Source organism: Methylibium sp. Root1272, assembly GCF_001425905.1.
GTDB lineage: Bacteria > Pseudomonadota > Gammaproteobacteria > Burkholderiales > Burkholderiaceae_C > Methylibium.
Genome location: NZ_LMDY01000001.1, coordinates 142366 through 166655, shown reverse-complemented (window position 1 = coordinate 166655; position 24290 = coordinate 142366). Strand labels below are relative to the sequence as shown.

Here is a 24290-nt window from a genome sequence, read left to right as displayed (position 1 = left end):
GGCGAGGCTCCCGGCCCGCCGGCCCAGACGCATGACCGAGACCGTTCCCTTTCGCACCGCCTGTCCGCCCGCCGCCGTGTGCGTACCGCGTCGGCTGATTGCCACCGGCCTGTGCGCCCTGCTGAGCGCCTGCGTCACGCCGCCGTCCTCGGAGCCGCCGGCCGGCGCCGTGACCGCCGAGTGGTCGGCGCCGCTGCCGCACGGCGGGCAGCGCTCGGCCCTGCTGGCCTGGTGGTCCGGCTTCGACGACCCGCTGGTGGCGGCCCTGGTCGACGCCGCCCAGCGCGCCAATCCGACGCTGGCGCAGGCCGCGGCGCGCGTCACCGAGTCACGCGCGCTGGCACAGGCGGCCGGCTCGGCCCGCTGGCCCACGCTCGATGCGAATGCGAGCGCCGTGCGCAGCCGCAGCGCGCTGCCGCCCGCCGGCATCACCCAGACGGCGAGCAGCGCCACGCTCGATGCGCTGTGGGAGATCGACCTGTTCGGTGCGGTGCGCCAGAGCGTCGCGGCAGCCGAGGCACGTGCCGACGCGAGCCGGGCGCAATGGCATGACGCACGCGTCAGCCTCGCGGCCGAGGTGGCGGCCACCTACGTCGGCCTGCGCAGCTGCGAGGCCGTGCTGGCGGTCTACGAGCAGGACGCGGCATCGCTGCAGCAGACGGCTGACCTGGTGGGTCAGAAGATCCGTGCCGGCTTCGACGCCCCGGCCAACGGCGCGCTCGCCCGGGCCAGCGCGGCGGAGGCAGCCAACCGCGTGGCGGCCCAGCGGACCGAGTGCGAGGTCACGCTCAAGCAACTGGTGCAACTCACCGCAGCACCCGAACCGGCGCTGCGCGAGCAGCTGGCGCCGCAGCGCGCCCGGCTGCCGCAACCGCCCAGCTTCGAGGTCGCCGCGGTGCCCGCGGCCGTGCTCTCGCAGCGCCCCGATCTCGCCGCAGCGGAGCGCGGCATCGCCGCAGCAGCGGCCGAGGTCGGCGTGGCCCAGGCCGACCGCTATCCGCGCCTGAGCTTGTCGGGCTCGATCGGCCGCGCATCCATCCGCAGCGGTGGCCAGACCTTCGACGGCACGACCTGGTCGTTCGGCCCCGGCCTGCTGATGCCGCTGTTCGATGGCGGCCGGCGGCGCGCCAACGTCGATGCCGCCCAGGCGCGCTACGAGGGTGCGGTCGCCGCCTACCGCGAGCGCGCGCTGGCCGCGGTGCGCGAGGTGGAGGAGGCGCTGTTGCGGCTGGACGCGGCCGGCCGGCGCGAGACCGACGCCGAACGCGCCGCGCAGGGCTATGGCGAGTTCCTGGCCGCCGCACAGACCCAGTGGCAGGTCGGCGTCGGCAGCCTGCTCGACCTGGAACAGGCGCGGCGTGCCGCGCTGGCGGCCAACGCCGGGCTGATCCAGGTGCAACGCGAGCGCGTGAGCGCCTGGGTGCAGCTCTACAAGACGGTCGGTGGCGCGTGGCAGGCCGACGACGACACGACGACAACGAGGTGAGGGGCATGCAGGAGAACAGGACCTTGCGCAAGCGGATCGCCCTGGCGCTCGCCGTGACCGGCGTGATCGCACTCGCGGTGTGGCTGGCCGCAGGGCGCAGCGCACCGGATGGCGCGGCACCGGCGGGTGCACCCGCGCAGGCGGCCGCCTCGGCCGCCAAGCCGGCGCTGACCGTGACCACCACCCGAGCCGAATCGCTCGACTGGCCGCGCACGCTGGAGGCCAATGGCAGCGTGGCGGCCTGGCAGGAAGCGTCGATCGGCGCCGAGATCGGCGGCTTCCGCCTCACCGAGGTCCGGGTCAACGTGGGCGATCGCGTCAAGCGCGGCCAGGTGCTGGCCCGCATGTCGCCCGAAACGGTGCAGGCCGATCTGGCGCAGACACGTGCCAGCCTCGCCGAGGCTGAGGCCACGCTGGCCGACGCACAAGCCAACGCCGAGCGCGCCCGCCAGCTGCAGACCACCGGCGCCATCAGCAGCCAGCAGATCAACCAGTATCTGACCGCGGAACAGACGGCACGCGCGCGGCTCGAAGCCCAGCGCGCCCGGCTGCAGGCCGAAGACCTGCGGCTGCGCCAGACCCGCGTGCTCGCGCCCGACGACGGTGTGATCTCGGCCCGCACCGCCGCCGTCGGCGCCGTGGCGCAGCCGGGCGCCGAGATGTTCCGCCTGATCCGCGGCGGCCGGCTCGAATGGCGCGCCGAGGTCACCGCGACCGAGCTGCCGCGCATCCGCACGGGCATGCCGGTGCGGCTGCTGCACGGTGACGGCAGCAGCACGCCGGGCAGCGTGCGCATGGTCGCGCCGACCATCGACCCGCAGACACGCAACGGCCTGGTCTACGTGGACCTGCCGGCCAACGGCGACGGCCGCACGCAGGTGCGCGCCGGCATGTTCGCGCGCGGCGAGTTCGAACTGGGCCGCACGCCGGCGCTGACGCTGCCGCAATCGGCCGTGGTGCTGCGCGACGGCTTCAGCTACGCGCTGCGCGTGGGGCCGGACTCGCGGCTCACGCAAGTCAAGCTCGCCACCGGGCGACGCCTCGGCGATCGCATCGAGGTGCTCGACGGGCTGAAGGCCGGCGAGCCGGTCGTCGACTCGGGTGCCGGCTTCCTGGGCGACGGCGATCTGGTCCGCGTGGTGACCGCTGGTCAGCGCGTCGATGCCGCCGCCCCCTGAGATCGACCCGCACGAGCCTCCGATGGACATCAACGTCTCCGCCTGGTCGATCCGCAACCCGATCCCGTCCATCCTGCTGTTCGCCCTGCTGACGGTGCTGGGGCTGATGTCGTTCCGGGCGATGAAGATCCAGAACTTCCCCGACATCGATCTGCCGATGGTCACCGTCACGGCCGCCCTGCCCGGCGCGTCGCCGTCGCAACTGGAGACCGAGGTCGCGCGCAAGATCGAGAACTCGGTCGCGTCGGTTCAGGGCGTCAAGCACCTGTACACGAAGGTGCAGGACGGCGTGGCCACGATCACCGTGGAGTTCCGCCTCGAGAAGCCGATCCAGGAGGCCGTGGACGACGTCCGCGACGCCGTCTCGCGGGTGCGCTCCGACCTGCCCGGCGATCTGCGCGACCCGGTGATCGCCAAGGTCGACCTGGCGGGCATGCCGATCCTGACCTACACGGTCGCTTCGAGCCGCATGGACGATGAGGCGCTGTCCTGGTTCGTCGACAACACGGTGGCCAAGACCCTGCTCAATGTGCAAGGCGTGGGAGCGGTCGCACGGGTCGGCGGCGTCACGCGCGAGATCGCGGTCGAGCTCGATCCCGACCGCCTGCTGGCACTGAACGCCAGCGCGGCCGACATTTCGCGCCAGCTGCGCCAAGTGCAGCAGGAGGCCGCGGGCGGCCGCACCGATGTCGGCGGCGCCGAGCAGTCGGTGCGCACGCTGGGCACGGTGCAGTCTGCCGAGGAGCTGGGCCGCGTGGAGATCGTGCTGAGCGACGGCCGGCGCATCCGTCTCGACGAGGTGGCGACCGTGCGCGACACGGTCGCCGAGCAGCGCTCGGCCGCTCTGCTCAACGGCAAGCCGGTGGTCGGCTTCGAGATCACGCGCAGCCGCGGTGCCGGCGAGGTAGACGTCGATGCCGGCGCCAAGCGTGCGCTCGAACGCCTGCAGGCCGCCCACCCCGAGATCACCATCACCGAGGCCTTCAATTTCGTCGACCCGGTGGTCGACAACTACGAAGGCTCGATGAAGCTGCTGTTCGAGGGCGCGCTGCTGGCCGTCATCGTGGTCTGGCTGTTCCTGCGCGACTGGCGCAGCACGCTGGTGTCGGCCACCGCGCTGCCGCTGTCCATCCTGCCCGCCTTCGCCGGCATGCACCTGCTGGGCTTCACGATCAACGGCGTGACGCTGCTCTCACTGTCGCTGGTGGTGGGCATCCTGGTCGACGACGCGATCGTCGAGATCGAGAACATCATGCGCCACCTGCGCATGGGCAAGACGCCCTACCAGGCGGCCATGGAGGCGGCCGACGAGATCGGCCTGGCGGTGATTGCCACCACCTTCACGCTGGTCGCGGTGTTCCTTCCGACCGCCTTCATGAGTGGCGTGGCCGGCAAGTTCTTCGTGCAGTTCGGCTGGACCGCAGCCATCGCGGTGTTCGCCTCGCTGGTGGTGGCCCGCATGCTCACGCCGATGATGGCCGCCTACCTGCTGCGGCCCGACGGCAAGGAGCACGAGGACGGCCGCGTGATGCGGGGCTACCTGAGCGCCGCGCGCTGGTGCCTGCGGCACCGCATCCTCACCTCGCTGGCGGCCGCGGTGTTCTTCTTCGGCTCGCTGGCGCTAGCGCCGCTGTTGCCGACCGGCTTCATTCCACCCGACGACCTGTCGCAGACCCAGGTCTACCTGGAGCTGCCGCCCGGCGCGACCTTCCAGGAAACCCGCGCGCTTGCCGAGCAGGCGCGCGAGATCGTGCAGGCTCATCCGCACGTGAAGCTGGTCTACACCGCGATCGGCGGCGGCAGCGCCGGCGGCGATCCCTTCGCCGGTGCCGGCGTACCCGAGGCGCGCAAGGCCACGCTGACGATCAACCTCACCCCGAGAGGAGAGCGCGACGGCCTCAGCAAGCAGGCCATCGAGCGCGAGTTGCGCACCGCGCTCGAGGCGCTGCCGGGCACGCGCCTGAAGATCGGGCTGGGCGGCTCGAGCGAGAAGTACGTGCTGGTGCTGGCCGGCGAGGACGGCCCGACGCTGGCCGCGCACGCACGCCGCGTCGAGCGCGAGCTGCGCACCCTGCCCGGCATCGGCAACGTCACCTCCACCTCCAGCCTCGTGCGGCCGGAGCTCATCGTGCGACCCGACTTCGCTCGCGCCGCCGACCTGGGCGTGACCTCGGCCGCGATCGCCGACACGCTGCGCATCGCGACCGCGGGCGACTACGACCAGGCGCTGGCCAAGCTCAACCTGTCGCAGCGGCAGGTGCCGATGCTGGTGCGGCTGAAGGCCGACGCGCGCCAGGACCTCGCGCTGCTGGCGCGACTGCCGGTGCCCGGCGCGCACGGCCCCGTGATGCTGGGCAACGTGGCCACGCTCACGCTCGAGAGCGGTCCGGCGCAGATCGACCGCTACGACCGGCTGCGCAACATCAACTTCGAGATCGAGCTGAACCAGCAGCCGCTCGGCGCGGTCGAGAAAGCGGCGCTGGCCCTGCCGAGCCTCAAGACCCTGCCGCCCGGCGTGAGCCAGACGACGGTCGGCGACGCCGAGGCGATGGCCGAGCTGTTCGAGAGCTTCGGCCTCGCGATGCTGACCGGCGTGATGTGCATCTACATCGTGCTGGTGCTGCTGTTCAAGGACTTCGTGCAGCCGGTCACCATCCTCGCGGCGCTGGTGCTGTCGGTGCCGGGCGCCTTCCTGGCGTTGTTCATCACGCACACCGCGCTGTCGATGCCGTCGATGATCGGCCTGATCATGCTGATGGGCATCGCGACCAAGAATTCGATCCTGCTGGTGGAGTACGCGATCGTCGCGCGGCGCGACCGCGGCCTGTCGCGCTGGGACGCGCTGATCGATGCCTGCAGCAAGCGCGCCCGCCCGATCGTCATGACGACGGTGGCGATGGGCGCCGGCATGATGCCGATCGCGATCGGCCTGGGCGTGGACCCGAGCTTCCGCGCGCCGATGGCCATCGTGGTGATCGGCGGTCTGATCACGTCGACCTTCTTGAGCCTGCTGGTGATCCCGGTGGTGTTCACCTACGTCGACGACATCGTGGCCTGGCTCAAGCGCCACACCTTCAAGGGCGCACGCAAGGTGAACGCCGGCCTCTAGCAAAATGCACCGATGCCGCTGATCCCCTACGCGTTGACGCGCCCCTTCCTGTTCGGCCTCGACGCCGAGCACGCCCACGAACTGACGCTGGCGTCGATCGCCCGGCTGCAGAACACGCCGCTGCAATGCCTGTGGCAGCAGCCGCGCATCGACGATCCGGTCACGCTGGCGGGCCTGCGCTTTCCGAACCGCATCGGCCTCGCGGCCGGGCTCGACAAGAACGGCCGCTGCATCGACGGCTTCGGCGCGATGGGCTTCGGTTTCATCGAGGTGGGCACCGTCACGCCCAAGGGCCAGCCCGGCAACCCCAAGCCGCGCATCTTCCGCCTGCCGCAGGCCGACGCACTGATCAACCGCCTGGGCTTCAACAACGACGGCCTCGACGCCTTCATCGCCAACGTGCGGCGCGCCGGCTTCCGCCAGCGCGGCGGCCTGCTCGGCCTGAACATCGGCAAAAACGCCACCACGCCGATCGAGGACGCGGTCGACGACTACCTGCTAGGCCTGGAGGGCGTCTACCCTCACGCCGACTACGTGACGGTCAACATCTCCAGCCCGAACACGCAGAACCTGCGCAGCCTGCAGAGCGATGCGGCGCTCGATGCGCTGCTCGGTCGCCTGCAGGAGCGCCGCCAGCAGCTCATCGCGAGGCAGGGCCGCAGCGTGCCGATGTTCGTGAAGATCGCGCCCGACCTCGACGAGGCCCAGGTCGGCGTGATCGCCGCCACCTTGAAGAAGAACGCCGTCGACGGTGTGATCGCCACCAACACCACGCTGTCGCGCGACGCCGTGCAGGGCCAATCGCACGCCACCGAGGTGGGTGGCCTGAGCGGCCGGCCGGTGTTCGAGGCCAGCAACCGTGTGGTCGGTCAGTTGCGGGCCGCGCTCGGTGCCGGTTACCCGATCATCGGCGTGGGCGGCGTGATGAGCGGCGCCGATGCCCGTGCCAAGCGCGATGCCGGCGCCGACGTGGTGCAGATCTACACCGGCCTCATCTACCGCGGCCCCGCGCTGGTGAACGAGGCGGCGCGAGCCCTGCGAGACTGAGCCGCGGTGCGGCGGCTCAGTGGGTCTTGCGGCCCACGGCGCTCACGCCCTTCGGCGGCACCGACGCGAACAGCCGTGCTGCGCGACCCTTCAGTTCGAGCAGTTCGCTGGGCGTGACAGAGTAGGTACCGGCGACAACGTTGACCTCGACGCGAAACTCCACGTCGCGGTCGCCGTTCGACAGCATGCCCGAGGTGAACTCGTAGTCCTCCTGTTCGGCCGGCAAGCCCTGCGTGCCGATGTCGTAGTCCTCGTAGTCGACGCGCGTGATCTCGCCGCTGGCCATGTCGAGCAGCCCGGAGGAACGGATGACCGTCTCGGACAACTCGTCGAAAAGAACCACTGGCAACTTCAGATCCACGTCGAGACTCCTCTACCTTGCACCGGCAAGGCCATGATTTTAGGCCGGCGCCCGCGCCCCGTCCGATGCGGCGCGCTCACAGCAAGGCGATGATCGCCGCCGCCATGCGCCGAGCGGCGCCGCGGTGCGCCGCCGAGAACGCCAGAGCCGCCTCCGCCCTCTGCGAGCGCAGCGGCTCGTCGGCGGTCAGCGCGATCGCACGGACCGCGCCGGCCTCGATGTCGGCCACCCGCTCGGCGGCGCCGGCCGCGAGCGCGCGCTGCGCGGCGTCGGCGAAGTTGAAGGTGTGCGGCCCCATCAGCACCGGGCAGCCGCAGGCCGCCGCCTCGATCAGGTTCTGCCCGCCCAGTGGCTCGAAGCTGCCGCCCAACAGCGCCACGCGCGCGGCCGTGTAGTAGGCCGGCATCTCGCGCAGCGAGTCACCGAGCCACACGTCGGCGGCCTGCGCCGCATCACCGGGCCGAGCGTCGAGCCAGGCGCTGCGGCGCGACAACAACCAGCCGCCGCGCTCGACCAGCGCCGCGACCTCGTCGAAGCGCTGAGGATGGCGCGGCACCAGCAGCAGCCGCGGGCGCGGCCCGGGCTGCGCCTGCCAGGCACTCAGCAGCGCGGCTTCCTCGCCCTCGCGCGTGCTCGCCGCCAGCACCAGCGGCCGCCCCCCGCTCGCCTGCGCCCAGCGTTCGCCAAGTACGCACAGCGCGCCGTCGGGGTTCACGTCGAACTTCAGGTTGCCCATCACGTCGACACGGTGTGCGCCGGCGTCGCGCAGGCGTGCTGCGTCGGCCTCGGTCTGCGCCAGCACGCGCGCGAGTGCCGCGAAGGCCGGTCGCAGCAGCACCGCGAGGCGCGCGCCGCGCCGCAGGCTCTTCTCGCTGAGGCGCGCATTGGCCAGCAGCACGGGCACACCGGCCGCGGCGGCGCTGCGCATCAGGTTCGGCCACACCTCGGTTTCCATCAGCACGCCGACCGCCGGCTGCCAGTGGGCGAAGAAGCGCCGCGTCGCGCCCGGGGTGTCGTAGGGCAGCCATGTCTGGGTGTCGCCGGCGCGCATCAACTCGGCGCCGGCTTCGCGGCCGGTCGCCGTGCCGTGGGTCAGCAGCAGGCGCAGCGACGGCCGTTCGGCGCGCAGCGCGTCGACCAGCGCCTGCGCGGCGCGCGTCTCGCCGAGCGATACGGCATGAATCCACACCGCGCCCGGCACGGACGGACTGCCATAGCGACCGAAGCGCTCGCCGATCGCGTGCCGGTACGGCGGCTCGACGCGTCCGCGCCACCACAGCCGCAGCACATAGACAGGGCTCAGCGCGCGCAGCAGGCTGCCGTAGACGAATCGAGCGAGGCCGGCCTTCAAGCCCATGGCGGCCGCGCGGTGATGGCGCCGCTCAGTGCGCCGCCGCGGCGACCTGAGCGTCCGGCTTCACGGCGCGCAGTGCGGCCATGAACTGCGCCTGGATGCGCGCCAGCGCCGCCGCCGTGTGGCCCTCGAAGCGCAGCACCAGCACCGGCGTGGTGTTGGACGCGCGCACCAGGCCGAAGCCGTCCTTGAACTCCGCGCGCAGGCCGTCGATGGTGATCACCTCGCTGGCGCCGGGGAACTTCGCCACCTCGCGCAACCTGGCCACCACGTCATGGTGCTCGCCTTCGGCGCAGGGCACGTTCAGCTCGGGCGTGCTGTAGCTGGTGGGCAGTGCGTTGAGCAGCTTGCTCGGGTCCTTGTGGCGCGACACGATCTCCAGCAATCGCGCTGCGGTGTAGGTGGCGTCGTCGAAACCGTACCAGCGCTCGCCGAAGAAGATGTGGCCGCTCATCTCGCCGGCCAGCGGCGCGCCGGTCTCCTTGAGCTTGGCCTTGATCAGCGAGTGGCCGGTCTTCCACATCACCGGCTCGCCGCCGGCCTTGCGGATCGCCGCAACGAGGCGCTGCGAGCACTTCACGTCGAAGATGATCGGCGCGCCGGGATGGCGCTGCAGGATGTCCTGCGCGTACAGCATCAGTTGCCGGTCGGGGAAGATGTTCTGGCCATCGGCGGTCACGACGCCCAGGCGGTCGCCGTCACCATCGAAGGCCAGACCGAGCTCGGCACCGGTCTCCTTCACGGTGCGGATCAGATCGACCAGGTTCTCCGGCTTGGAGGGATCGGGATGGTGGTTCGGGAAATCGCCGTCGACTTCGGAGTAGAGCTCGATCACCTCGCAGCCCAGCGCGCGCAGGATGCCGGGCGCCGACGCGCCGGGGATGCCATTTCCGGAATCGACCACGATCTTCATCGGTCGGGCCAGCCTGCAGTCGCCGGTGATGCGGTGCTGGTACTCGGCGCCGATGTCCATCGCGGCCGAACGGCCCTTGCCCTTCACGTAGTCCTCGGCCTCGATGCGCCGGCGCAGGCCCTGGATGTCCTCGCCGTAGATCGCGCGGCCGCCCAGCACCATCTTGAAGCCGTTGTAGTCCTTCGGGTTGTGGCTGCCTGTGACCTGGATGCCGCTGCGGCAACCGTGCTTTGCGCGCGTGGCTGCCACGTAGTACAGCATCGGCGTGGTGACCGGCCCCAGGTCTACCACGTCGAGACCGGTCGAGGCCAGGCCGCGGATCAGCGCGGCGGACAGCCCCGGCCCGGACAGGCGCCCGTCGCGGCCGACCGCGACCGCCTTCTCGCCCAGCTTGCGCGCCTCGCTGCCGAACGCGCGGCCGAGGTGTTCGGCGAACTGCTCGTCGATCGTCTTGCCGACGATGCCGCGGATGTCATAAGCCTTGAAGATCGAAGCTGCAACTTGCATGCGGGGGTCCGTCCTGATTGAGAAGACTGAGGAGACCGGCGGATTGTAGGGACGCCCCCTGCTCCGGCCCGCCGGTCACTGGGTTTCCTCGCGCCGAGTGCGTCACGCCCGCCCAGCCTAAGATCGCGGGTCCGTCGCCGGCTGGCTGCTCCACGGCATCTCCGGCGACCTTTCCGTCCAAGCGCCCCATGCCACCTCGTTCGTTCGCCGCCCAGGCCCGGGCCGACACGCCGCTCGGCCCGATCACGCTCGCGGCCACCGAGCGGGGCCTCTCGGGCCTCTGGTTCGACGGCCAGAAACACCACCCCGGCGCGATCGAGGCGCCGGTCGACGCCGGCCAGCGCTGGATCGCCCAGACCCTCCACGAGCTGGCTGGCTACTGGCGCGACGCCTCGGCACCCTTCACGGTCGCCCTGGATCCACAGGGCTCGCCGTTCCAGCAATCGGTGTGGCAGGCGCTTCGCGGCATCGCCGCGGGCCGCACGCTCAGCTACGGTGGCCTCGCGCAGCAGCTCGGCCGCGCGTCGGCGGTGCGGGCGGTGGGTGCGGCGATCGGCCGCAACCCCGTCGCTGTGATCGTGCCCTGCCATCGCGTGCTCGGCGCAGGCGGTTCCCTGACCGGCTATGCCGGTGGCCTGGAGCGCAAGGCGGCGTTGCTGCGGCTCGAGGGCAGCCTGCTGTGAAGCCGGCCGACGTGATCGAGCTGTGCCTGCTGGCGGCGCTCTGGGGCGCCTCCTTCCTTTTCATGCGCCTGGGGGCCGGCGAGTTCGGCCCGGTGGCGCTGGCCGGGCTGCGCGTGCTGGGTGCCACGCTGTTCCTGCTGCCGCTGCTGGCCGCCCGCGGTCAGCTGGGCGTGCTGCGTGCGCATTGGCGCGCGATCTTCCTGGTCGGGCTCGCGAACTCGGCACTGCCCTTTCTGGCCTACAGCTATGCGGCGCTCGCCATCACCGCCGGCCTGTCGTCGATCTTCAATGCCACCACGCCGCTGTGGGGCGCGCTGATCGCCTGGCTGTGGCTCAAGGACCGCCTGACGCCGTCGCGAGTGCTGGGCCTGCTGATCGGCTTCGGCGGTGTGCTCTGGCTGGCCTGGGACAAGGCGAGCTTCAAGCCGGGCGCCGACGGCACGAGCACCGGCTGGGCCATCGTGGCCTGCCTGGGGGCGACTCTGCTCTACGGATGGTCGGCCAGCTTCACGAAGAAGCGGCTCACCGGCGTGGCGCCGCTCGCGGTGGCCACCGGCAGCCAGCTGTCGGCAGCGCTCGTTCTCACGCTGCCGATGCTGTGGTTCTGGCCCGCGCGGGCGCCCTCGGCCACGGCCTGGCTGGCCGTCGGCCTGCTGGCGCTGGCCTGCACCGGCGTGGCCTACGTGCTGTTCTTCCGCCTGATCGCTCGCATCGGCCCGGCCAACACGATCGCCGTGACCTTCCTGATCCCGGCGTTCGCGGTGCTGTGGGGCTGGATCTTCCTCGCCGAAGGCATCACCGCGGCGATGGTGATCGGCTGTGCGGTCATCCTGGTCGGCACGGCACTCGCGACAGGGCTGGTCGCGCTGCCGCGCGGGCAACGCAAGGCCGCAGCGGACGCGTGAGGACGCGGCGGCGGCACACCGGACCACCGGCGCAACGCAGCGGCCTCAGTCCACCTCGATCAGCAACGCCGGATCGAACGCCGGGTTCTCCGTCTGGCCACGCGGTGCATAGCCACGCGGATTGGTGACCACGCGGGTGCGGCCGATGCGGTAATCGAAGCTGTCGTGCACGTGCCCGTGCAGCCAGAGCTGCGGCTGCCAGCGCAGGATGCGCTGCTCCAGATCCGACACGAAGCAAGCGTTCAGCGGCGAGCCGGCGAACTTCTCCGCGATGCTGCCGCGTGACGGCGCATGGTGGGTTACCACCACCGTCGGGCCGTCGTGCGGCTCGGTGAAGCGCGCCTCCAGCCAGTCGACGGCCGTGTCGAACAGCAGTTGCGACAGCGCGGGCGTGAACAGCTGGTCGAATTCCGGTGCCGCGCGAATGCGCGAGAAGTCGCGCACCAGTTCGGTCGCCTGTCGCACCCCGGCGTCACGCTCCGACACGTCAGCGAACAGGCGGTAGTCGGACCACAGTGTGCAGCCGAGGAAGCGCACGCCGCCGTGGTGCCACTCGTCGCGCTCCAGCACCCGCACCGCGCTGCCCTGCGCCTGCTCACGCAACTGCCGCAGCGTGGTCACGAGATCGCCACCGTAGAACTCGTGGTTGCCCGCAACGAACAGCGTCGGCTGCGGAAACTGTCGGGCCCATGCGATGGCGCCGGCGGGACGCGACACGTCGCCCGCCACCACCACCACGTCGGCCGGCGTCGACGGCACGGCCAGCGGCTGCACCGACAGGTGCAGGTCCGAGTACAGCGCGATCCTCATGCCACGGTCGGTTCTTCCGACAGCCGCACCATCAGCTTGCCCTGGTTGCGGCCGTCGAGCAGCATGTTGATGGCGTCGGGCACCCGCTCCAGGCCGTCGACCACGTGCGCGCGGTGCTGCAGGCGGCCCTCGCCGGCCCACTGCAGCAGGTGCGCGTAGGCTTCCTTCGGATCATGCTCGGGGTCGAGGATCACGAAGCCCTGCATGCGCAGCCGCTTCAGCACCACCTGCACGAGGTTGCGCGGACCCGGCACATCGTAATCATCGTAGGTCGAGATCATGCCGCAGCAGACGATGCGGCCGAAGTCGTTCATCAGCCCCAGCGCAAGCTCCAGGGTGCGCCCGCCGACGTTGTCGAAGTACACGTCGATGCCCTTCGGGCAGGCCGCGGCCAGCGCCGCGTCGAAGTCGGCAGCGCGGTAGTCCACCGCGGCATCGAAGCCCAACACCTCGGTCAGGTAGCGACACTTCTCCGTGCCGCCCGCCACGCCGACGACGCGGCAGCCGAGGATGCGGCCGATCTGGCCGACCAGCGCGCCCACGGCACCGGCGGCGCCGGACACCAGCAAGGTCTCGCCGGCCTTCGCCGCACCTACCTTGACGAGGCCGCAGTAGGCTGTCATGCCGATATGGCCGAGCAGGCTGAAATGGGCCGTGACCGGCAGCGGTGCGATGTCCGGCAGTGCCAGCAGATCCGAGCCGTCGCTGAGCACGCGCTGTTGACAGCCGAACAGGCCCTGCACCAGTGCGCCCACCGCGAAGCCGGGATGGCGCGTGGCCTCGACCACGCCGATACCGATGCCGCGGAACACCTCGCCGGGCTGGATCATCGGCAGGTAGTTGTCGGTCGGGTGCAGCCAGACGCGCATCGTCGGGTCGATCGACAGGTAGATCGTGCGCACCTGCACCTGGCCGTCCGCGAGCGGCGCGAGCGGCGCGTCGACGAGGCGGAAGTCTTCGTCACGGATGCGGCCTTCGGGATGGCGGGCGAGCAGCAGTTGGCGGTTGCCGGCGGTGGTCACGGATGGGTCTCCTGGTTGTGGACCGCCCCAATGGCGCGGTTGTGGCGAGGAGATCACAAGTTCCTGCGAAACGGAAGCGGTGGAAAGCCTCGGGCGGGCCTCGCCGATCGATACCCGCTGCGACGACCACTGCACCGAAATTGCAAGAATTTCACACGCGTGGCTCGCGACGCCCTCGCTTCAGGGGGGCCCGCTTGCGCCCATGAACGGCCGGTCCCGCCTACGCTTGCGGTGCAGGAGCAACCACTGAGCGCGGCGCACCGCTGCCGCCCTGGAGTACAGGAATGACGACGGTACAGAAGATCATCTGGGCTGAAACCTTCGCGCAACAATGCCAGGCCCTCTCCGAAGGGCGCGGCAACTTCCATGGCTACCTCGATCTGGCCTACGAACTGCAGGCCCGTGAAGGCGCCAGCGACCCGGCCCTGGTGGCCCGGCGAGAGTTCGACCGGTTGCGCAACACCGACTCCTGCCAGCGAGCGACGGCCACGTCGTGACCCGCTGATCCCGGAGCGCCGCCGCTGATACGCGGTGCCAAGCTACCCTGTACACGCATGCTAGGCGAGTTTCGGCAGCAGGCCACGCACCTCGCCGACCCCGAAGTCAGCAAGCTCTCACGGCTGGCGATCACGCAGATCGGTGCGGCCGAACCGGCCGCGCGCTAGCGATCGATCAGGGCCTGTCGATCGCTCAACCGCCCGGTGGATCGTATTCAGGGCCGGAGGCCGGCGCCTTGCGCTGCAGGTAGCGGACCACCGATTCGGCGCGGGGCCCGACCTGCTGGACCGCCCGCCGCAGTTGCGCATGGTCGACATCCAGCAATCGACACCAGTAGGCGACATCGACGTCGCTCAAGAGGTCGATGCGCGCGGACGGCGCGATGGAAGACGAGTTTGCTTCGACTGCCATGCCAATCTCCTTCGGAGCGAGGACGACCCATTATGGGACGGCCTGCGGCCGGATGGCGTTGCCCCTCGTCCCGCCGTGGCACGGCGGGGAGAACGGTATATGCAAAGCCGGAAAGGGTCGTTGGCCGCCGGCGAGCGCCTGCGTATGGTCGAAGGTTTTTCGGCGATCGCACTCCCCCTCTCGCATGTCAGACAAGAGCATCATGAAAGTCACCAGCATTCTCGGCAGCCCCTCGCTGCGTTCGCGATCCGGCGCCCTGCTGCAGTTGGCGCAATCCAGGCTGCAGCCTCACGCGACCACCGCCGAGGCGATCACGGTGCGCGACCTGCCGGGCCAGGCGCTGCTGCAGGCCGAATTCGCCAACACCGAGATCCAGGCTGCGATCCGCAAGGTGCTGGAGGCTCAGGTCATCCTGGTCGCCACGCCGATCTACAAGGCCGCCTACAGCGGCCTGTTGAAGAGCTTTCTCGACCTGCTGCCGCAGGACGGACTGCGCGATAAGACCGTGCTGCCGCTGGCCACGGGCGGCAGCGCGGCGCACCTGCTGGCGCTCGACTACGCGCTCAAGCCGGTGCTGTCGGCGCTGGGCGCGCGCGACATCCTCGACGCGGTCTACGCCAGCGATGCGCAGATCCCCACCGTGGAGGGTCGCTACGAAGTCGACGCGGAGATCGGCACGCGCGTGGACCAGTCCTTGCGCAGCGTCATCGAGCGCGCCTCGCAGTACCGCGCGGAAACCGAAGCTGCACGCGAGCGCGATGCCGTGCTGGCGCGCGCACGCGGTACGCCCCAGCCGCCCTGGTTGGGCCACAGCGTACGCTGGGCAGTGTGATCATCGGGAGCACGAAGGCGCACGCGCAAAACACAACGGGTTGCAACATCGCTGTTGCAACCCGTTGATTTTTTGGCGGAGTGGACGGGGCTCGAACCCGCGACCCCCGGCGTGACAGGCCGGTATTCTAACCAACTGAACTACCACTCCATGTGGTTGGCAGGTTTCACATTGCTGTGCAAGTCCTGCGCTGACTTGGCGTCCCCTAGGGGATTCGAACCCCTGTAATCACCGTGAAAGGGTGGTGTCCTAGGCCTCTAGACGAAGGGGACTGAAACCTTCTGGCAAATCGCTTCTCTTTTGAACAGCGCCACCGCAGCTTCAAGCCTTTGGTGGAGGTAAGCGGGATCGAACCGCTGACCTCTTGCATGCCATGCAAGCGCTCTCCCAGCTGAGCTATACCCCCGGCGCTGTTCAAGCGAGACCGAAATTATATGACGATTTTCAGGCGGCTCGCAAGCGCGCCAGCACGGTGTCACGGGCGAACAGGGCCAGCACCGCATCGACCGATGGCGTCTGGGCACGGCCGCAAACCAGCACGCGCACCGCATGCGCCAGCTGCGGCATCTTCAGGCCGTGTTCGGCGAGCGTCGCCTTGAAGGCCCGCTGGATCGATGCGGCATCCCAGGCGATCTCGGAGAAGCGTCCTACGAGCGACGTCAGTGCCGGCTTCACCGCGTCGGTCACGTGGGCCGCGAGATCCTCGGTACTCGGCGCCACCTCACCGAAGTACATGGCCAGCCACTGCGCCAGTTCGACGGTCGTGGCACAGCGGTCCTTGAACAGCCCGCACAGCCGCACGAGCCGCTCGTCGGTGGGCGCGGCGAGGCCGAGCCGATGTAGTTGCAGCGCCACCAGCGGCGCCAGCACCGCGTCGTCGGTGCGCTTGAGATGCTGGGCGCCGACCCAGCGCAGCTTGGCTTCGTCGAACTGCGCCGCGCTCTTGCCGAGGTGATCGAGGTTGAACCACTCGACCAGTTGCTCGCGCGAGAAGATTTCGTCGTCGCCGTGGCTCCAGCCCAGGCGGGCCAGGTAGTTGACCACGGCATCGGCGAGGTAGCCCTCATCACGATATTGCGTGACGGGCTTGGCGCCATGGCGCTTGCTCATCTTCTCGCCCTGCTCGTTCAGCACGGTCGGCAGGTGCGCGTAGACCGGCGGCTCGTGGCCGAGTGCTCGCAGGATGTGGATCTGCCGCGGCGTGTTGTTCACATGGTCGTCGCCGCGGATCACGTGGGTGATCTTCATGTCGGCATCGTCGACGACGACGCAGAAGTTGTAGGTCGGCGTGCCGTCGGGCCTTGCGATCACCAGGTCGTCGAGTTCGTCGTTGCTGAACTCGATGCGGCCCTTGACCTTGTCGTCCCACGCCACGCTGCCGCCGATCGGCGACCTGAAGCGGATCACCGGCTGCACACCCGCAGGCACCGACGGCAGCGTCTTGCCGGGTTCGGGACGCCAGGTGCCGTCGTAGCGCGGCTTCTGCTTGGCAGCCATCTGGCGCTCGCGCAATACATCGAGCTCGGCCTGGCTCATGTAGCAGCGGTAGGCGAGCCCCTGCTCGAGCATCCCGGCCAGCACCTCCTTGTAGCGGTCCATGCGCTGCATCTGGAAGAACGGGCCCTCGTCGGCATCCAGGCCCAGCCAGCGCATGCTCTCGAGGATGACGTCGACGGCCTCCTGCGAGGATCGCTCCACGTCGGTGTCCTCGATGCGCAGCACGAACACGCCGCCCGTCGCCCGGGCATAGGCCCAGGGATAGAGCGCGGAGCGGATGTTGCCGAGGTGGATGAAGCCCGTGGGCGACGGCGCGAAGCGCGTGCGAACGGTTGCGTGGGAGGTGCTGCTCATGCCGTCAGGGTGTCGAGGCCACGCGCGAGATCGGCCTTCAAGTCGTCCAGGTCATCCAGGCCGGCCGCCACGCGGACCATGCCCTGCGTGATGCCGGCCGCGAGGCGCTGCGCCTCGGTCAGCCGGCCGTGCGAGGTGCTGGCCGGGTGGGTGATGGTGGTCTTGGTGTCGCCGAGGTTGGCGGTGATCGAGCAGATGCGCGTGCTGTCGATCACGTGGAAGGCATTGCGGCGCGCAAGATCGGCGCCCTCGCCCTTCACGATGAAGGACACCACGGCCCCGCCACAGCCGTTCTGCTGCGACATCGCCAGTGCGTGCTGTGGGTGCGACGGCAGGCCGGGGTGGTAGACGCGCTGCACCGCCGGATGCGCCTCGAGCCATCGCGCAAGGCCGAGCGCTCGCTCGCTCTGCGCGGCCATGCGGATCGCCAGCGTTTCCAGGCCCTTCAGCACCACCCAGGCGTTGAACGGCGAAAGGCTCATGCCGGCGCTGCGCATCAGCGGTACCAGCTTGTCGTTGACGATGTGCGCCGGGCCGCACACCGCACCGGCCAGCACGCGGCCCTGGCCGTCGAGGTACTTGGTGCCGGAATGGACGATCAGGTCCGCACCCAGCTTCACCGGTTGCTGCAGCGCCGGCGAGCAGAAGCAGTTGTCGACCGCCAGCAAGGCGCCGGCCCGGTGCGCCACGTCGGCCAGCGCCGCGATGTCGCACACCTCGGTGAGCGGATTGCTCGGCGTCTCGGCGAACAGCAGGCGAGTCGTCGGACGCACCGCCGCCTGCCACGCGGCCACGTCGGTTTGCGACACGAAGCTGGTCTCGACGCCGAACCTGGCCAATTCACCGCCCAGCAGCTTGATGGTCGAGCCGAACACGCTCTGCGAGCAGATCACGTGGTCGCCGGCCTTCAACAGGCCCAGGCACAGCAGCAGGATCGCGCTCATGCCGCTCGACGACGCGATGCAGGCCTCGGTGCCCTCCATCGCCGCCAGGCGGCGCTCCATCATCGTGACCGTCGGGTTGCTGAAGCGCGAGTAGACGAAGGCCTCTTCCTCGTTGGCGAAGCGCGCGGCCGCGGTGGCGGCGTCGGGATGCACGAAGCTGCTGGTCAGGTACAGCGCCTCGGAGTTCTCGCCATACTGGCTGGGTGGCAGGCCCTCGCGCACGGCGAGCGTGTCCAGCCGCACGTCGGACGGCAGGTCGACGCGCGGCAGCCGCTTGGTGTCGTCGGTGCCCGCCATCAGACCTCCGTGGCGCTCTGCAGTGCCAGCCGCGACGCCGACTCGGCATCTTCTTCCAGCTGCAACGGCCGCTGCGCGGCCAGCGCCTCGAAGTCCGCGGCGCTCACGTCGCCGGTGATGTAGACGCCATCGAAGCACGAGGCCTCGAAGCCGGCCAGGTTCGGGTTCAGCGAGCCGACGGCCTTCTTCATCGCCGCGACGTCTTGGTAGATCAGAGCGTCGGCACCGATGAACTCGCGGATCTCCTCGATGCTGCGGTCGTGCGCGATCAGCTCGCCCTTGGTCGGCATGTCGATGCCATAGACATTCGGGAAGCGCACCGGCGGCGCGGCCGAGGCCATGAAGACCTTGCGGGCGCCGGCCTCGCGCGCCATCTGCACGATCTCCTTGCTGGTGGTGCCGCGCACGATGGAGTCGTCGACCAGCAGCACGTTGCGGCCCTTGAACTCCGACACGATCGCGTTGAGCTTCTGGCGCACCGACTTCTTGCGCATGCCCTGCCCCGGCATGATGAAGGTACGGCCGACGTAGCGGTTCTTCACGAAGCCCTCGCGGTAAGGCTTGCCGAGCTTCTGCGCCAGCTGCATGGCCGACGGCCGGCTCGACTCGGGGATCGGGATCACCACGTCGATCTCGTTCGGCGGCATCGTCGACACCAGGCGTTGCGCCAGGGTCTCGCCCATGTTGAGCCGTGCCTGGTAGACCGAGATGCCGTCGATCACGGAATCGGGCCGGGCCAGGTAGACGAACTCGAACACGCAGGGATGCAACGAGGCCTTCGCGGCGCACTGCCGAGCGTGGACACGGCCTTCGAGATCGATGAACACCGCCTCGCCCGGCGCCACGTCGCGCACGAGGCGGTGGCCGGTGCCTTCGAGCGCGACCGATTCGCTGGCCACCATCACGCTGCGGCCCTCGGGGCCTTCCGCATCGCCCAGGCACAGCGGGCGGATGCCGAACGGGTCGCGGAACGCCAGCACGCCGTGACCGGCGATCAGGCAGACCACCGCGTACGAGCCCTTGATGCGCCGGTGCACCGCCCCGACGGCCTTGAAGATCTCGTTCGGCGTCAGCGGCAGATCGCGTGCCGCGAGCTCGAGCTCGTGCGCCACCACGTTCAGCAGCACCTCGGTGTCGCTGTCGGTGTTGAGATGGCGGCGATCGACCGCATACAGCTCCTGCTTCAGCGCATGGGCATTGGTGAGGTTGCCGTTGTGCACCAGCACCAGGCCGAAGGGCGCGTTCACGTAGAACGGCTGAGCCTCCTCTTCGCTGTAGGCATTGCCCGCGGTCGGGTAGCGCACCTGACCCAGGCCCACGGTGCCGGGCAGTCCCCGCATGTTGCGGGTGCGGAACACGTCGCGCACCATGCCGCGCGCCTTGTGCATGAAGAACTTGCGGCCCTTGGCGTCCGGCCCCGCCGTCACGATGCCGGCTGCGTCTTGCCCGCGGTGCTGCAGCAGCAGCAAGGCGTCATAGATCAGCTGATTGACCGGTGCCGTGGAGATCACACCGACGATGCCACACATGGACTACCCCTTGAAATGAATCTCTCTCAGGCCCGCAGATGCCGCGCCACCTCATCCGGCAGCAACGGCCTCAGGCCGGCCAGCACCGCCTGCAGTCCCGCCACGCTGTGGGCAGCTTGCCATGCCGGCGATGTCGCCAGCGGCGTCATGGTGACCGCCGTCGCAGCGACCAGCGCCACCAGCACGCCGCGCAACAGGCCGAACACCGCGCCCAGCACCCGATCGAGCGGGCTCAGCGGCGACGCCTGCACCAGCTTCTTGATCAGCCACGACAGGAAACTCCAGCCGATCAGCACGGCCACGAAGACGATCACGAACGACGCGGCGAGGTTGAGCCCCGAGCCCGGCGCCCCGACCGGAATGCTCGGTGCCACGACCACGCCGAAGGCCTGCGCCGCCACGTAGGCGACCACCCAGCCCAGCAGCGACATCACCTCGTACAGCAGGCCGCGCACCAGGCCGACGATGACCGACAGGCCGACCACGGCGAGGAACACCCAGTCGACCCAGCTGACCTGCGCCACGGCGGCGCTCACAGTGTGAGCACGGCCGAATTGAGGCCGGACTGCTTGATCTTGGACGCCACCTTGTCGGCCTCGCCGCGATCGGCGTACGGGCCGATGCGCACACGGATGCGCTTGCCCGACGGCGTCTCGACGACCTGCGTGTAGGTCTTGTAGCCCAGCTTCTCGACGCGCGAGCGGGCCTCGCGGGCCGAGTCGGCCTCGCTGTAGGCGCCGACCTGCACGACGAAGCGTGTGCTGCCGTCGGCGGTCTTGTCGGCGGCCTCGGGCTTGGCCGCGACGACCGGTTTGCCTTCCAGCGCGGCCCGAGCCCGCGCGGCGTCCGGGGCGACCGCCGGCTTCGAGGCGGCCGGCTCAGGCTTCTTGTCGGCAAGTTTCTCGGCCGGCTTCGCGGCCGGCTTTTCCGCGGGGGCGGCCGCGACACGCGGCACTGCTGCCGACGCGGCGACCTCACGCCCGGCCTCCGAAGCGCTCTCCGTCACGACCGGATCGTCCTTCGGTACCGTCACGGCAGCCGGCGGCGGGCCCGCAGGCTTGGCGATCAGCGGCGCGGCAGCATCCTTGCGAGGGATATCGATCGGGATATCGCCCGACAGCGGCCGCGGCACCGTGTCGAACAGCAGCGGGAAGCCCAGCACACCCAGCACCACCAGCACCGTCGCGCCGACAAGGCGGCGACGTGCACGGCTGCGCGCGAGTTCGACGGAGTCAGCGTCGGTCGGAGACGCGCCGGTTCCGGTGTCGGACTTGCGATGAAAGAAGGACAGCAGACCCATGCGTGGAGGCTTCCGGGAGGTGAGCGACGGCAAGCGCAACGCCCTGCGATGGTTCCGCGATGCAGGCCGTCGGACCTGCACATCGGGTCGGCAACCGCAATGTCAACCCAGGTGCTTGGCAGTGCGGCGTGGCAGCCCGTTCTCGAGCACGCCACCGACGGTGAAGAACGATCCGAACACCACGATTCTATCAGCGGGGTCTGCCGCATCGAGGGCCGCGACGAGCGCGGCACGGGGTGCCGGATGCTCGCTGACCTGCACCTGCGGCGGCAGCGGCGTCGACCCTGGCGCACGCGCGGCCAAGACCCGTGCATGCAGGGCCCGGAGCTCCTGCGCCGTCGCGGCGCGGGGCGTCGGCAGGTTGCTGAAGTACCAGCGATCGACCAGCGGCAGCAGGCGCGCGAACATGGTCTCGATGTCCTTGTCCTTCATCGCACCGAACACGACGTGGGTGCAGGGGTAGTAGCCCATCTGGTCGAGGTTCTCGGCCAGCGTGGCGACCGCGTGCGGGTTGTGCGCGACGTCGAGCACCAGCGTCGGCTCGCCCGGCACGATCTGGAAACGGCCGGGAAGCTCGACCATCGCCAGGCCGTTGCGAACCGCCTGCGCAGTGATCGGCAGCCGGTCGCGCAGCGCCTCCAGCGCCGCCAGCACGCCCGAGGCGTTGAGCAGTTGATTCGCCCCGCGCAGGGCCGGATAGGCCAGCCCGTTGTGGCGGCGCGCGCGGCCGGCCCAGCCCCACTGCTGCTTGTCGCCGCGGTAGTTGAAGTCCTGCCCGAAGCGCCACAGGTCGGCGCCGATCTCGCGGGCGTGGTCGAGCACGCTCTGCGGCGGCACCGGATCGCCGACGATCGCCGGCCGGCCGGTGCGCAGGATGCCCGCCTTCTCGCGCCCGATCGCCTCGCGGTCCGGACCGAGATAGTCCATGTGGTCGAGGTCGATGCTCGTGAGGATGGCGCAGTCGGTGTCGATCGAATTGACGGCGTCCAGCCGCCCCCCGAGGCCGACCTCCAGCACCACCGCGTCGAGCGACGCCTCGCCGAGCAGCCGCAGGATGACCAGCGTGGTGAACTCGAAGTAGGTCAGCGTCTCGCCCTGGCGAGCCATTTCGACGGCAGCGAAGTGCGGCAGCAGCGCTGCCGCTTCGACGATCTCGCCGCCGATGCGGCAGCGTTCCTCGAAATGCACCAGGTGCGGCGAGGTGTAGACGCCGACCCGATAACCCGAATGCAGCAGGATCGCCTCGAGCATCGCGCAGGTCGAACCCTTGCCGTTGGTGCCGGCCACCGTGAACACCGGGCAGCCGAAGCCCAGCCCGAGCCGTTCGCGCACGCGCTGCACTCGCTCCAGCGTGAGGTCGATGGTCCGGGGGTGCAGGCGCTCGCAATGGGCCAGCCAGTCGGCGAGCGTGGACGGGGTCGTCATGGAGCGCGAATCGTGGAAAAGAGAAACGGACGGGACAGGGAGCCGAGCGTCGAGAACAAGGGCGGCCAAGGCCGCCCTTCGCCTCCCTGGCGGCCCGCAGCCGTCAGCCGCACTGAGCGGGCGACAGGAAGCTCAGGCCACCGCGTCGGCGCTCTGCCGCTGCAGCATCGCGAGCAGGTGAGCCACCGTGCCGCGCAACTCGCGGCGGTCGACGATCATGTCGAGCGCCCCCTTGTTCAGCAGGAACTCGCTGCGCTGGAAACCCTCGGGCAGCTTCTCCCGCACGGTGTTCTCGATCACGCGCGGGCCGGCGAAACCGATCAGCGCCTTCGGTTCGGCGATCACCACGTCGCCCATGAAGGCGAAGCCGGCCGACACGCCACCCATCGTCGGGTCGGTCAGCACGCTGATGTAGGGCAGCTTCGCCTTGGCCAACCGCGTCAGGGCCGCGTTGGTCTTGGCCATCTGCATCAATGACAGCAGGCCTTCCTGCATGCGTGCGCCACCGGTCGCCGTGAAGCAGATGAACGGCGTCTTCTGGTCGATCGCCGCCTCGACGCCACGCACGAAGCGCTCACCGACCACCGAGCCCATCGAACCGCCCATGAACTCGAACTCGAAGGCGGCGGCGGCGATCGGCAGCGTGTGGACCGCGCCGCCCATCACCACCAGCGCATCGGTCTCGCCGGTGGACTCCATCGCCTGCTTCAGGCGCTCGGGGTACTTCTTGCTGTCCTTGAACTTCAGCGGATCGACCGGCACGACTTCCTGTGCCAGCTCGTAGCGGCCCTCGGGATCGAGGAACTTGTCGAGGCGCTCGCGCGCACCGACGCGATGGTGGTGGGCGCACTTGGGGCAGACGTAGGCGTTCTGCTCCAGGTCGGTCTTGTAGAGCACCGTCTCGCAGGCAGGGCACTTGATCCACAGCCCTTCCGGCACCGAGCGACGCTCGGTCGGGTCGGTGGGCTGGATCTTGGGCGGCAGCAGTTTCTCGAGCCAACTCATGCACGCACTCCTTCGGTTGAAGAATCTAGCGCCTCGCGGATCGAGGCAATGAAAGCACCGCCGACGGCCGCCACGTTCTCGCGCGGCTCGACTTCCAGCAACTGGACGATGCGCGAGCCGATGACGACGGCGTCCGCCACCGCCGACAGCGCCTTGGCGGTGGCCGCATCGCGGATGCCGAAGCCCACGCCGACCGGCACCTTCACGTGTTCGCGAATACGCGGCAGCATCGTCGCGACGGCGTCGGTGTCCAGGTGCCCTGCTCCGGTCACGCCCTTGAGCGACACGTAGTAGACGTAGCCGCGCGCGATGCGGCCCACGTCCTTCATGCGCTGTTCGGTGGAGGTCGGAGCGAGCAGGAAGATCGGATCGAGGCCCACGCCCTGCAGTTGCGAGGCAAAGGCCTCGCACTCCTCGGGCGGGTAGTCGACCACCAGAACGCCGTCGACGCCGGCCGTCTTGGCGTCGGCGACGAAGCGTTCGATGCCATAGCGCTCGACCGGGTTCGCATAGCCCATCAGCACCACCGGCGTGGTGTCGTTGCACTCGCGGAAGCCCCGCACCATCGCCAGCACCTGGCCCATGCCGATGCCCTTGGCCAGCGCCCGCTCCGAGGCCTTCTGGATCACCGGGCCGTCGGCCATCGGGTCGGAGAACGGCACGCCGAGTTCGATGACGTCGGCCCCGGCTCCGGCCATCGCCAGCATGATGTCGACGGTGGCGTCGGCATAGGGGTCGCCGGCCGTGATGTAGGGGATCAGCGCCGTGCGCCGCTGCATACGCAGCCGTTCGAAGGTGGCAGCGATGCGGCTCATTGGTGCAC

22 protein-coding genes and 3 tRNA genes are annotated in these 24290 nt (G+C 69.8%); 8 read left to right on the top strand and 17 right to left on the bottom strand.

What is annotated here, in order from left to right; translation table 11 throughout:
* Positions 1-31: 31 nt before the first annotated feature.
* From ASC67_RS00770 to ASC67_RS00755, 4 genes are read left to right on the top strand one after another with little or no spacing between them, the layout of a single operon-like run.
* Entirely contained in the window at positions 32-1486 is a 1455-nt protein-coding gene (locus tag ASC67_RS00770; RefSeq protein ID WP_082535745.1) for an efflux transporter outer membrane subunit, read from the top strand.
* A 5-nt stretch (positions 1487-1491) separates the two neighbouring features.
* Complete coding sequence (locus tag ASC67_RS00765; protein WP_056314417.1) at positions 1492-2664, top strand: efflux RND transporter periplasmic adaptor subunit; 1173 nt, start codon at positions 1492-1494, stop codon at positions 2662-2664.
* A 22-nt stretch (positions 2665-2686) separates the two neighbouring features.
* Positions 2687-5773 carry an efflux RND transporter permease subunit gene (locus tag ASC67_RS00760; RefSeq protein ID WP_056314416.1) on the top strand — a complete coding sequence of 1029 codons (3087 nt, stop codon included), beginning with the start codon at positions 2687-2689 and terminating at the stop codon, positions 5771-5773.
* A 12-nt stretch (positions 5774-5785) separates the two neighbouring features.
* The gene (locus ASC67_RS00755; RefSeq protein WP_056314415.1) at positions 5786-6820 is read left to right on the top strand and encodes a quinone-dependent dihydroorotate dehydrogenase; all 1035 of its coding nucleotides are present in this window, start codon (positions 5786-5788) and stop codon (positions 6818-6820) included.
* A 16-nt stretch (positions 6821-6836) separates the two neighbouring features.
* Here ASC67_RS00755 and ASC67_RS00750 read toward each other — a convergent pair whose 3' ends face one another.
* The 3 genes from ASC67_RS00750 to ASC67_RS00740 all read right to left on the bottom strand — a co-directional run bounded on the left by ASC67_RS00750 (position 6837) and on the right by ASC67_RS00740 (position 9955).
* Positions 6837-7181, bottom strand: coding sequence for a hypothetical protein (locus ASC67_RS00750; RefSeq protein WP_056314414.1), 345 nt, complete (start codon positions 7179-7181; stop codon positions 6837-6839).
* Positions 7182-7257: 76 nt separating this feature from the next.
* Positions 7258-8538 carry a 3-deoxy-D-manno-octulosonic acid transferase gene (locus tag ASC67_RS00745; protein WP_056314413.1) on the bottom strand — a complete coding sequence of 427 codons (1281 nt, stop codon included), beginning with the start codon at positions 8536-8538 and terminating at the stop codon, positions 7258-7260.
* Positions 8539-8563: 25 nt separating this feature from the next.
* A complete protein-coding gene (locus ASC67_RS00740) occupies positions 8564-9955 on the bottom strand; it encodes a phosphomannomutase/phosphoglucomutase (protein WP_056314412.1) in 1392 nt (463 codons plus the stop codon).
* A gap of 188 nt (positions 9956-10143) precedes the next feature.
* On the opposite strand from ASC67_RS00740, the gene ASC67_RS00735 reads away from it, so the two are divergent.
* Together ASC67_RS00735 and ASC67_RS00730 are read left to right on the top strand one after the other, a co-directional pair.
* Positions 10144-10638 (top strand): methylated-DNA--[protein]-cysteine S-methyltransferase, encoded by a 495-nt coding sequence (locus ASC67_RS00735; RefSeq protein ID WP_056314411.1) that lies wholly within the window; start codon positions 10144-10146, stop codon positions 10636-10638.
* A complete protein-coding gene (locus ASC67_RS00730; RefSeq protein ID WP_056314410.1) occupies positions 10635-11543 on the top strand; it encodes a DMT family transporter in 909 nt (302 codons plus the stop codon). Before ASC67_RS00735 ends, ASC67_RS00730 begins: the two co-directional genes overlap by 4 nt.
* 45 nt (positions 11544-11588) lie before the next feature.
* On the opposite strand, the gene ASC67_RS00725 is transcribed toward ASC67_RS00730, so the two are convergent.
* Entirely contained in the window at positions 11589-12353 is a 765-nt protein-coding gene (locus tag ASC67_RS00725) for a metallophosphoesterase (RefSeq protein ID WP_056314409.1), read from the bottom strand.
* Positions 12350-13375: an NADP-dependent oxidoreductase gene (locus ASC67_RS00720; protein WP_056314408.1), complete on the bottom strand. Its 1026-nt coding sequence runs from the start codon at positions 13373-13375 to the stop codon at positions 12350-12352. Before ASC67_RS00720 ends, ASC67_RS00725 begins: the two co-directional genes overlap by 4 nt.
* 284 nt (positions 13376-13659) lie before the next feature.
* On the opposite strand from ASC67_RS00720, the gene ASC67_RS00715 reads away from it, so the two are divergent.
* Positions 13660-13872: a hypothetical protein gene (locus ASC67_RS00715; protein ID WP_056314407.1), complete on the top strand. Its 213-nt coding sequence runs from the start codon at positions 13660-13662 to the stop codon at positions 13870-13872.
* Between the two features lie 193 nt (positions 13873-14065).
* Here ASC67_RS00715 and ASC67_RS00710 read toward each other — a convergent pair whose 3' ends face one another.
* A complete protein-coding gene (locus ASC67_RS00710; RefSeq protein ID WP_056314406.1) occupies positions 14066-14284 on the bottom strand; it encodes a DUF3606 domain-containing protein in 219 nt (72 codons plus the stop codon).
* 202 nt (positions 14285-14486) lie between these two features.
* Here ASC67_RS00710 and ssuE point away from each other — a divergent pair, with 202 nt between their 5' ends.
* A complete protein-coding gene (gene ssuE, locus ASC67_RS00705; RefSeq protein WP_056315072.1) occupies positions 14487-15116 on the top strand; it encodes an NADPH-dependent FMN reductase in 630 nt (209 codons plus the stop codon).
* Positions 15117-15189: 73 nt separating this feature from the next.
* Here ssuE and ASC67_RS00700 read toward each other — a convergent pair.
* From ASC67_RS00700 to trpA, 11 genes are all read right to left on the bottom strand, one after another.
* Positions 15190-15266: transfer RNA gene (locus ASC67_RS00700), tRNA-Asp, on the bottom strand.
* Positions 15267-15312: 46 nt separating this feature from the next.
* Positions 15313-15388, bottom strand: a tRNA-Glu gene (locus ASC67_RS00695).
* A 58-nt stretch (positions 15389-15446) separates the two neighbouring features.
* A tRNA-Ala gene (locus ASC67_RS00690) sits at positions 15447-15522 on the bottom strand.
* A 38-nt stretch (positions 15523-15560) separates the two neighbouring features.
* The gene (gltX, locus tag ASC67_RS00685) at positions 15561-16967 is read right to left on the bottom strand and encodes a glutamate--tRNA ligase (protein WP_056314405.1); all 1407 of its coding nucleotides are present in this window, start codon (positions 16965-16967) and stop codon (positions 15561-15563) included.
* On the bottom strand, positions 16964-18208 hold the full coding sequence (locus tag ASC67_RS00680; RefSeq protein ID WP_056314404.1) for an O-succinylhomoserine sulfhydrylase: 1245 nt from the start codon (positions 18206-18208) through the stop codon (positions 16964-16966). The genes gltX and ASC67_RS00680 overlap by 4 nt, the downstream gene beginning before the upstream one ends.
* Positions 18208-19737 carry an amidophosphoribosyltransferase gene (gene purF, locus ASC67_RS00675; protein WP_056314403.1) on the bottom strand — a complete coding sequence of 510 codons (1530 nt, stop codon included), beginning with the start codon at positions 19735-19737 and terminating at the stop codon, positions 18208-18210. The genes ASC67_RS00680 and purF overlap by 1 nt, the downstream gene beginning before the upstream one ends.
* A 26-nt stretch (positions 19738-19763) precedes the next feature.
* A complete protein-coding gene (locus ASC67_RS00670) occupies positions 19764-20273 on the bottom strand; it encodes a CvpA family protein (protein ID WP_235566181.1) in 510 nt (169 codons plus the stop codon).
* On the bottom strand, positions 20270-21037 hold the full coding sequence (locus ASC67_RS00665) for an SPOR domain-containing protein (protein WP_056314402.1): 768 nt from the start codon (positions 21035-21037) through the stop codon (positions 20270-20272). Before ASC67_RS00665 ends, ASC67_RS00670 begins: the two co-directional genes overlap by 4 nt.
* 102 nt (positions 21038-21139) lie before the next feature.
* Positions 21140-22462: a bifunctional tetrahydrofolate synthase/dihydrofolate synthase gene (gene folC, locus ASC67_RS00660; protein WP_056314401.1), complete on the bottom strand. Its 1323-nt coding sequence runs from the start codon at positions 22460-22462 to the stop codon at positions 21140-21142.
* Between the two features lie 132 nt (positions 22463-22594).
* The gene (gene accD, locus ASC67_RS00655; protein WP_056314400.1) at positions 22595-23467 is read right to left on the bottom strand and encodes an acetyl-CoA carboxylase, carboxyltransferase subunit beta; all 873 of its coding nucleotides are present in this window, start codon (positions 23465-23467) and stop codon (positions 22595-22597) included.
* On the bottom strand, positions 23464-24282 hold the full coding sequence (gene trpA, locus ASC67_RS00650; protein ID WP_056314399.1) for a tryptophan synthase subunit alpha: 819 nt from the start codon (positions 24280-24282) through the stop codon (positions 23464-23466). The genes accD and trpA overlap by 4 nt, the downstream gene beginning before the upstream one ends.
* Positions 24283-24290 lie beyond the last annotated feature (8 nt).

What these genes read in the sequence shown, in the direction of transcription:
- ASC67_RS00770 (WP_082535745.1), top strand. Translation starts at nt 32, where the DNA reads ATGACCGAGACCGTTCCCTTTCGCACCGCCTGTCCGCCCGCCGCCGTG.
- ASC67_RS00765 (WP_056314417.1), top strand. Translation starts at nt 1,492, where the DNA reads ATGCAGGAGAACAGGACCTTGCGCAAGCGGATCGCCCTGGCGCTCGCC.
- ASC67_RS00760 (WP_056314416.1), top strand. Translation starts at nt 2,687, where the DNA reads ATGGACATCAACGTCTCCGCCTGGTCGATCCGCAACCCGATCCCGTCC.
- ASC67_RS00755 (WP_056314415.1), top strand. Translation starts at nt 5,786, where the DNA reads ATGCCGCTGATCCCCTACGCGTTGACGCGCCCCTTCCTGTTCGGCCTC.
- ASC67_RS00745 (WP_056314413.1), bottom strand. Translation starts at nt 8,538, where the DNA reads ATGGGCTTGAAGGCCGGCCTCGCTCGATTCGTCTACGGCAGCCTGCTG.
- ASC67_RS00740 (WP_056314412.1), bottom strand. Translation starts at nt 9,955, where the DNA reads ATGCAAGTTGCAGCTTCGATCTTCAAGGCTTATGACATCCGCGGCATC.
- ASC67_RS00735 (WP_056314411.1), top strand. Translation starts at nt 10,144, where the DNA reads ATGCCACCTCGTTCGTTCGCCGCCCAGGCCCGGGCCGACACGCCGCTC.
- ASC67_RS00725 (WP_056314409.1), bottom strand. Translation starts at nt 12,353, where the DNA reads ATGAGGATCGCGCTGTACTCGGACCTGCACCTGTCGGTGCAGCCGCTG.
- ASC67_RS00715 (WP_056314407.1), top strand. Translation starts at nt 13,660, where the DNA reads ATGACGACGGTACAGAAGATCATCTGGGCTGAAACCTTCGCGCAACAA.
- ASC67_RS00710 (WP_056314406.1), bottom strand. Translation starts at nt 14,284, where the DNA reads ATGGCAGTCGAAGCAAACTCGTCTTCCATCGCGCCGTCCGCGCGCATC.
- ssuE (WP_056315072.1), top strand. Translation starts at nt 14,487, where the DNA reads ATGAAAGTCACCAGCATTCTCGGCAGCCCCTCGCTGCGTTCGCGATCC.
- gltX (WP_056314405.1), bottom strand. Translation starts at nt 16,967, where the DNA reads ATGAGCAGCACCTCCCACGCAACCGTTCGCACGCGCTTCGCGCCGTCG.
- ASC67_RS00680 (WP_056314404.1), bottom strand. Translation starts at nt 18,208, where the DNA reads ATGGCGGGCACCGACGACACCAAGCGGCTGCCGCGCGTCGACCTGCCG.
- purF (WP_056314403.1), bottom strand. Translation starts at nt 19,737, where the DNA reads ATGTGTGGCATCGTCGGTGTGATCTCCACGGCACCGGTCAATCAGCTG.
- ASC67_RS00665 (WP_056314402.1), bottom strand. Translation starts at nt 21,037, where the DNA reads ATGGGTCTGCTGTCCTTCTTTCATCGCAAGTCCGACACCGGAACCGGC.
- folC (WP_056314401.1), bottom strand. Translation starts at nt 22,462, where the DNA reads ATGACGACCCCGTCCACGCTCGCCGACTGGCTGGCCCATTGCGAGCGC.
- accD (WP_056314400.1), bottom strand. Translation starts at nt 23,467, where the DNA reads ATGAGTTGGCTCGAGAAACTGCTGCCGCCCAAGATCCAGCCCACCGAC.
- trpA (WP_056314399.1), bottom strand. Translation starts at nt 24,282, where the DNA reads ATGAGCCGCATCGCTGCCACCTTCGAACGGCTGCGTATGCAGCGGCGC.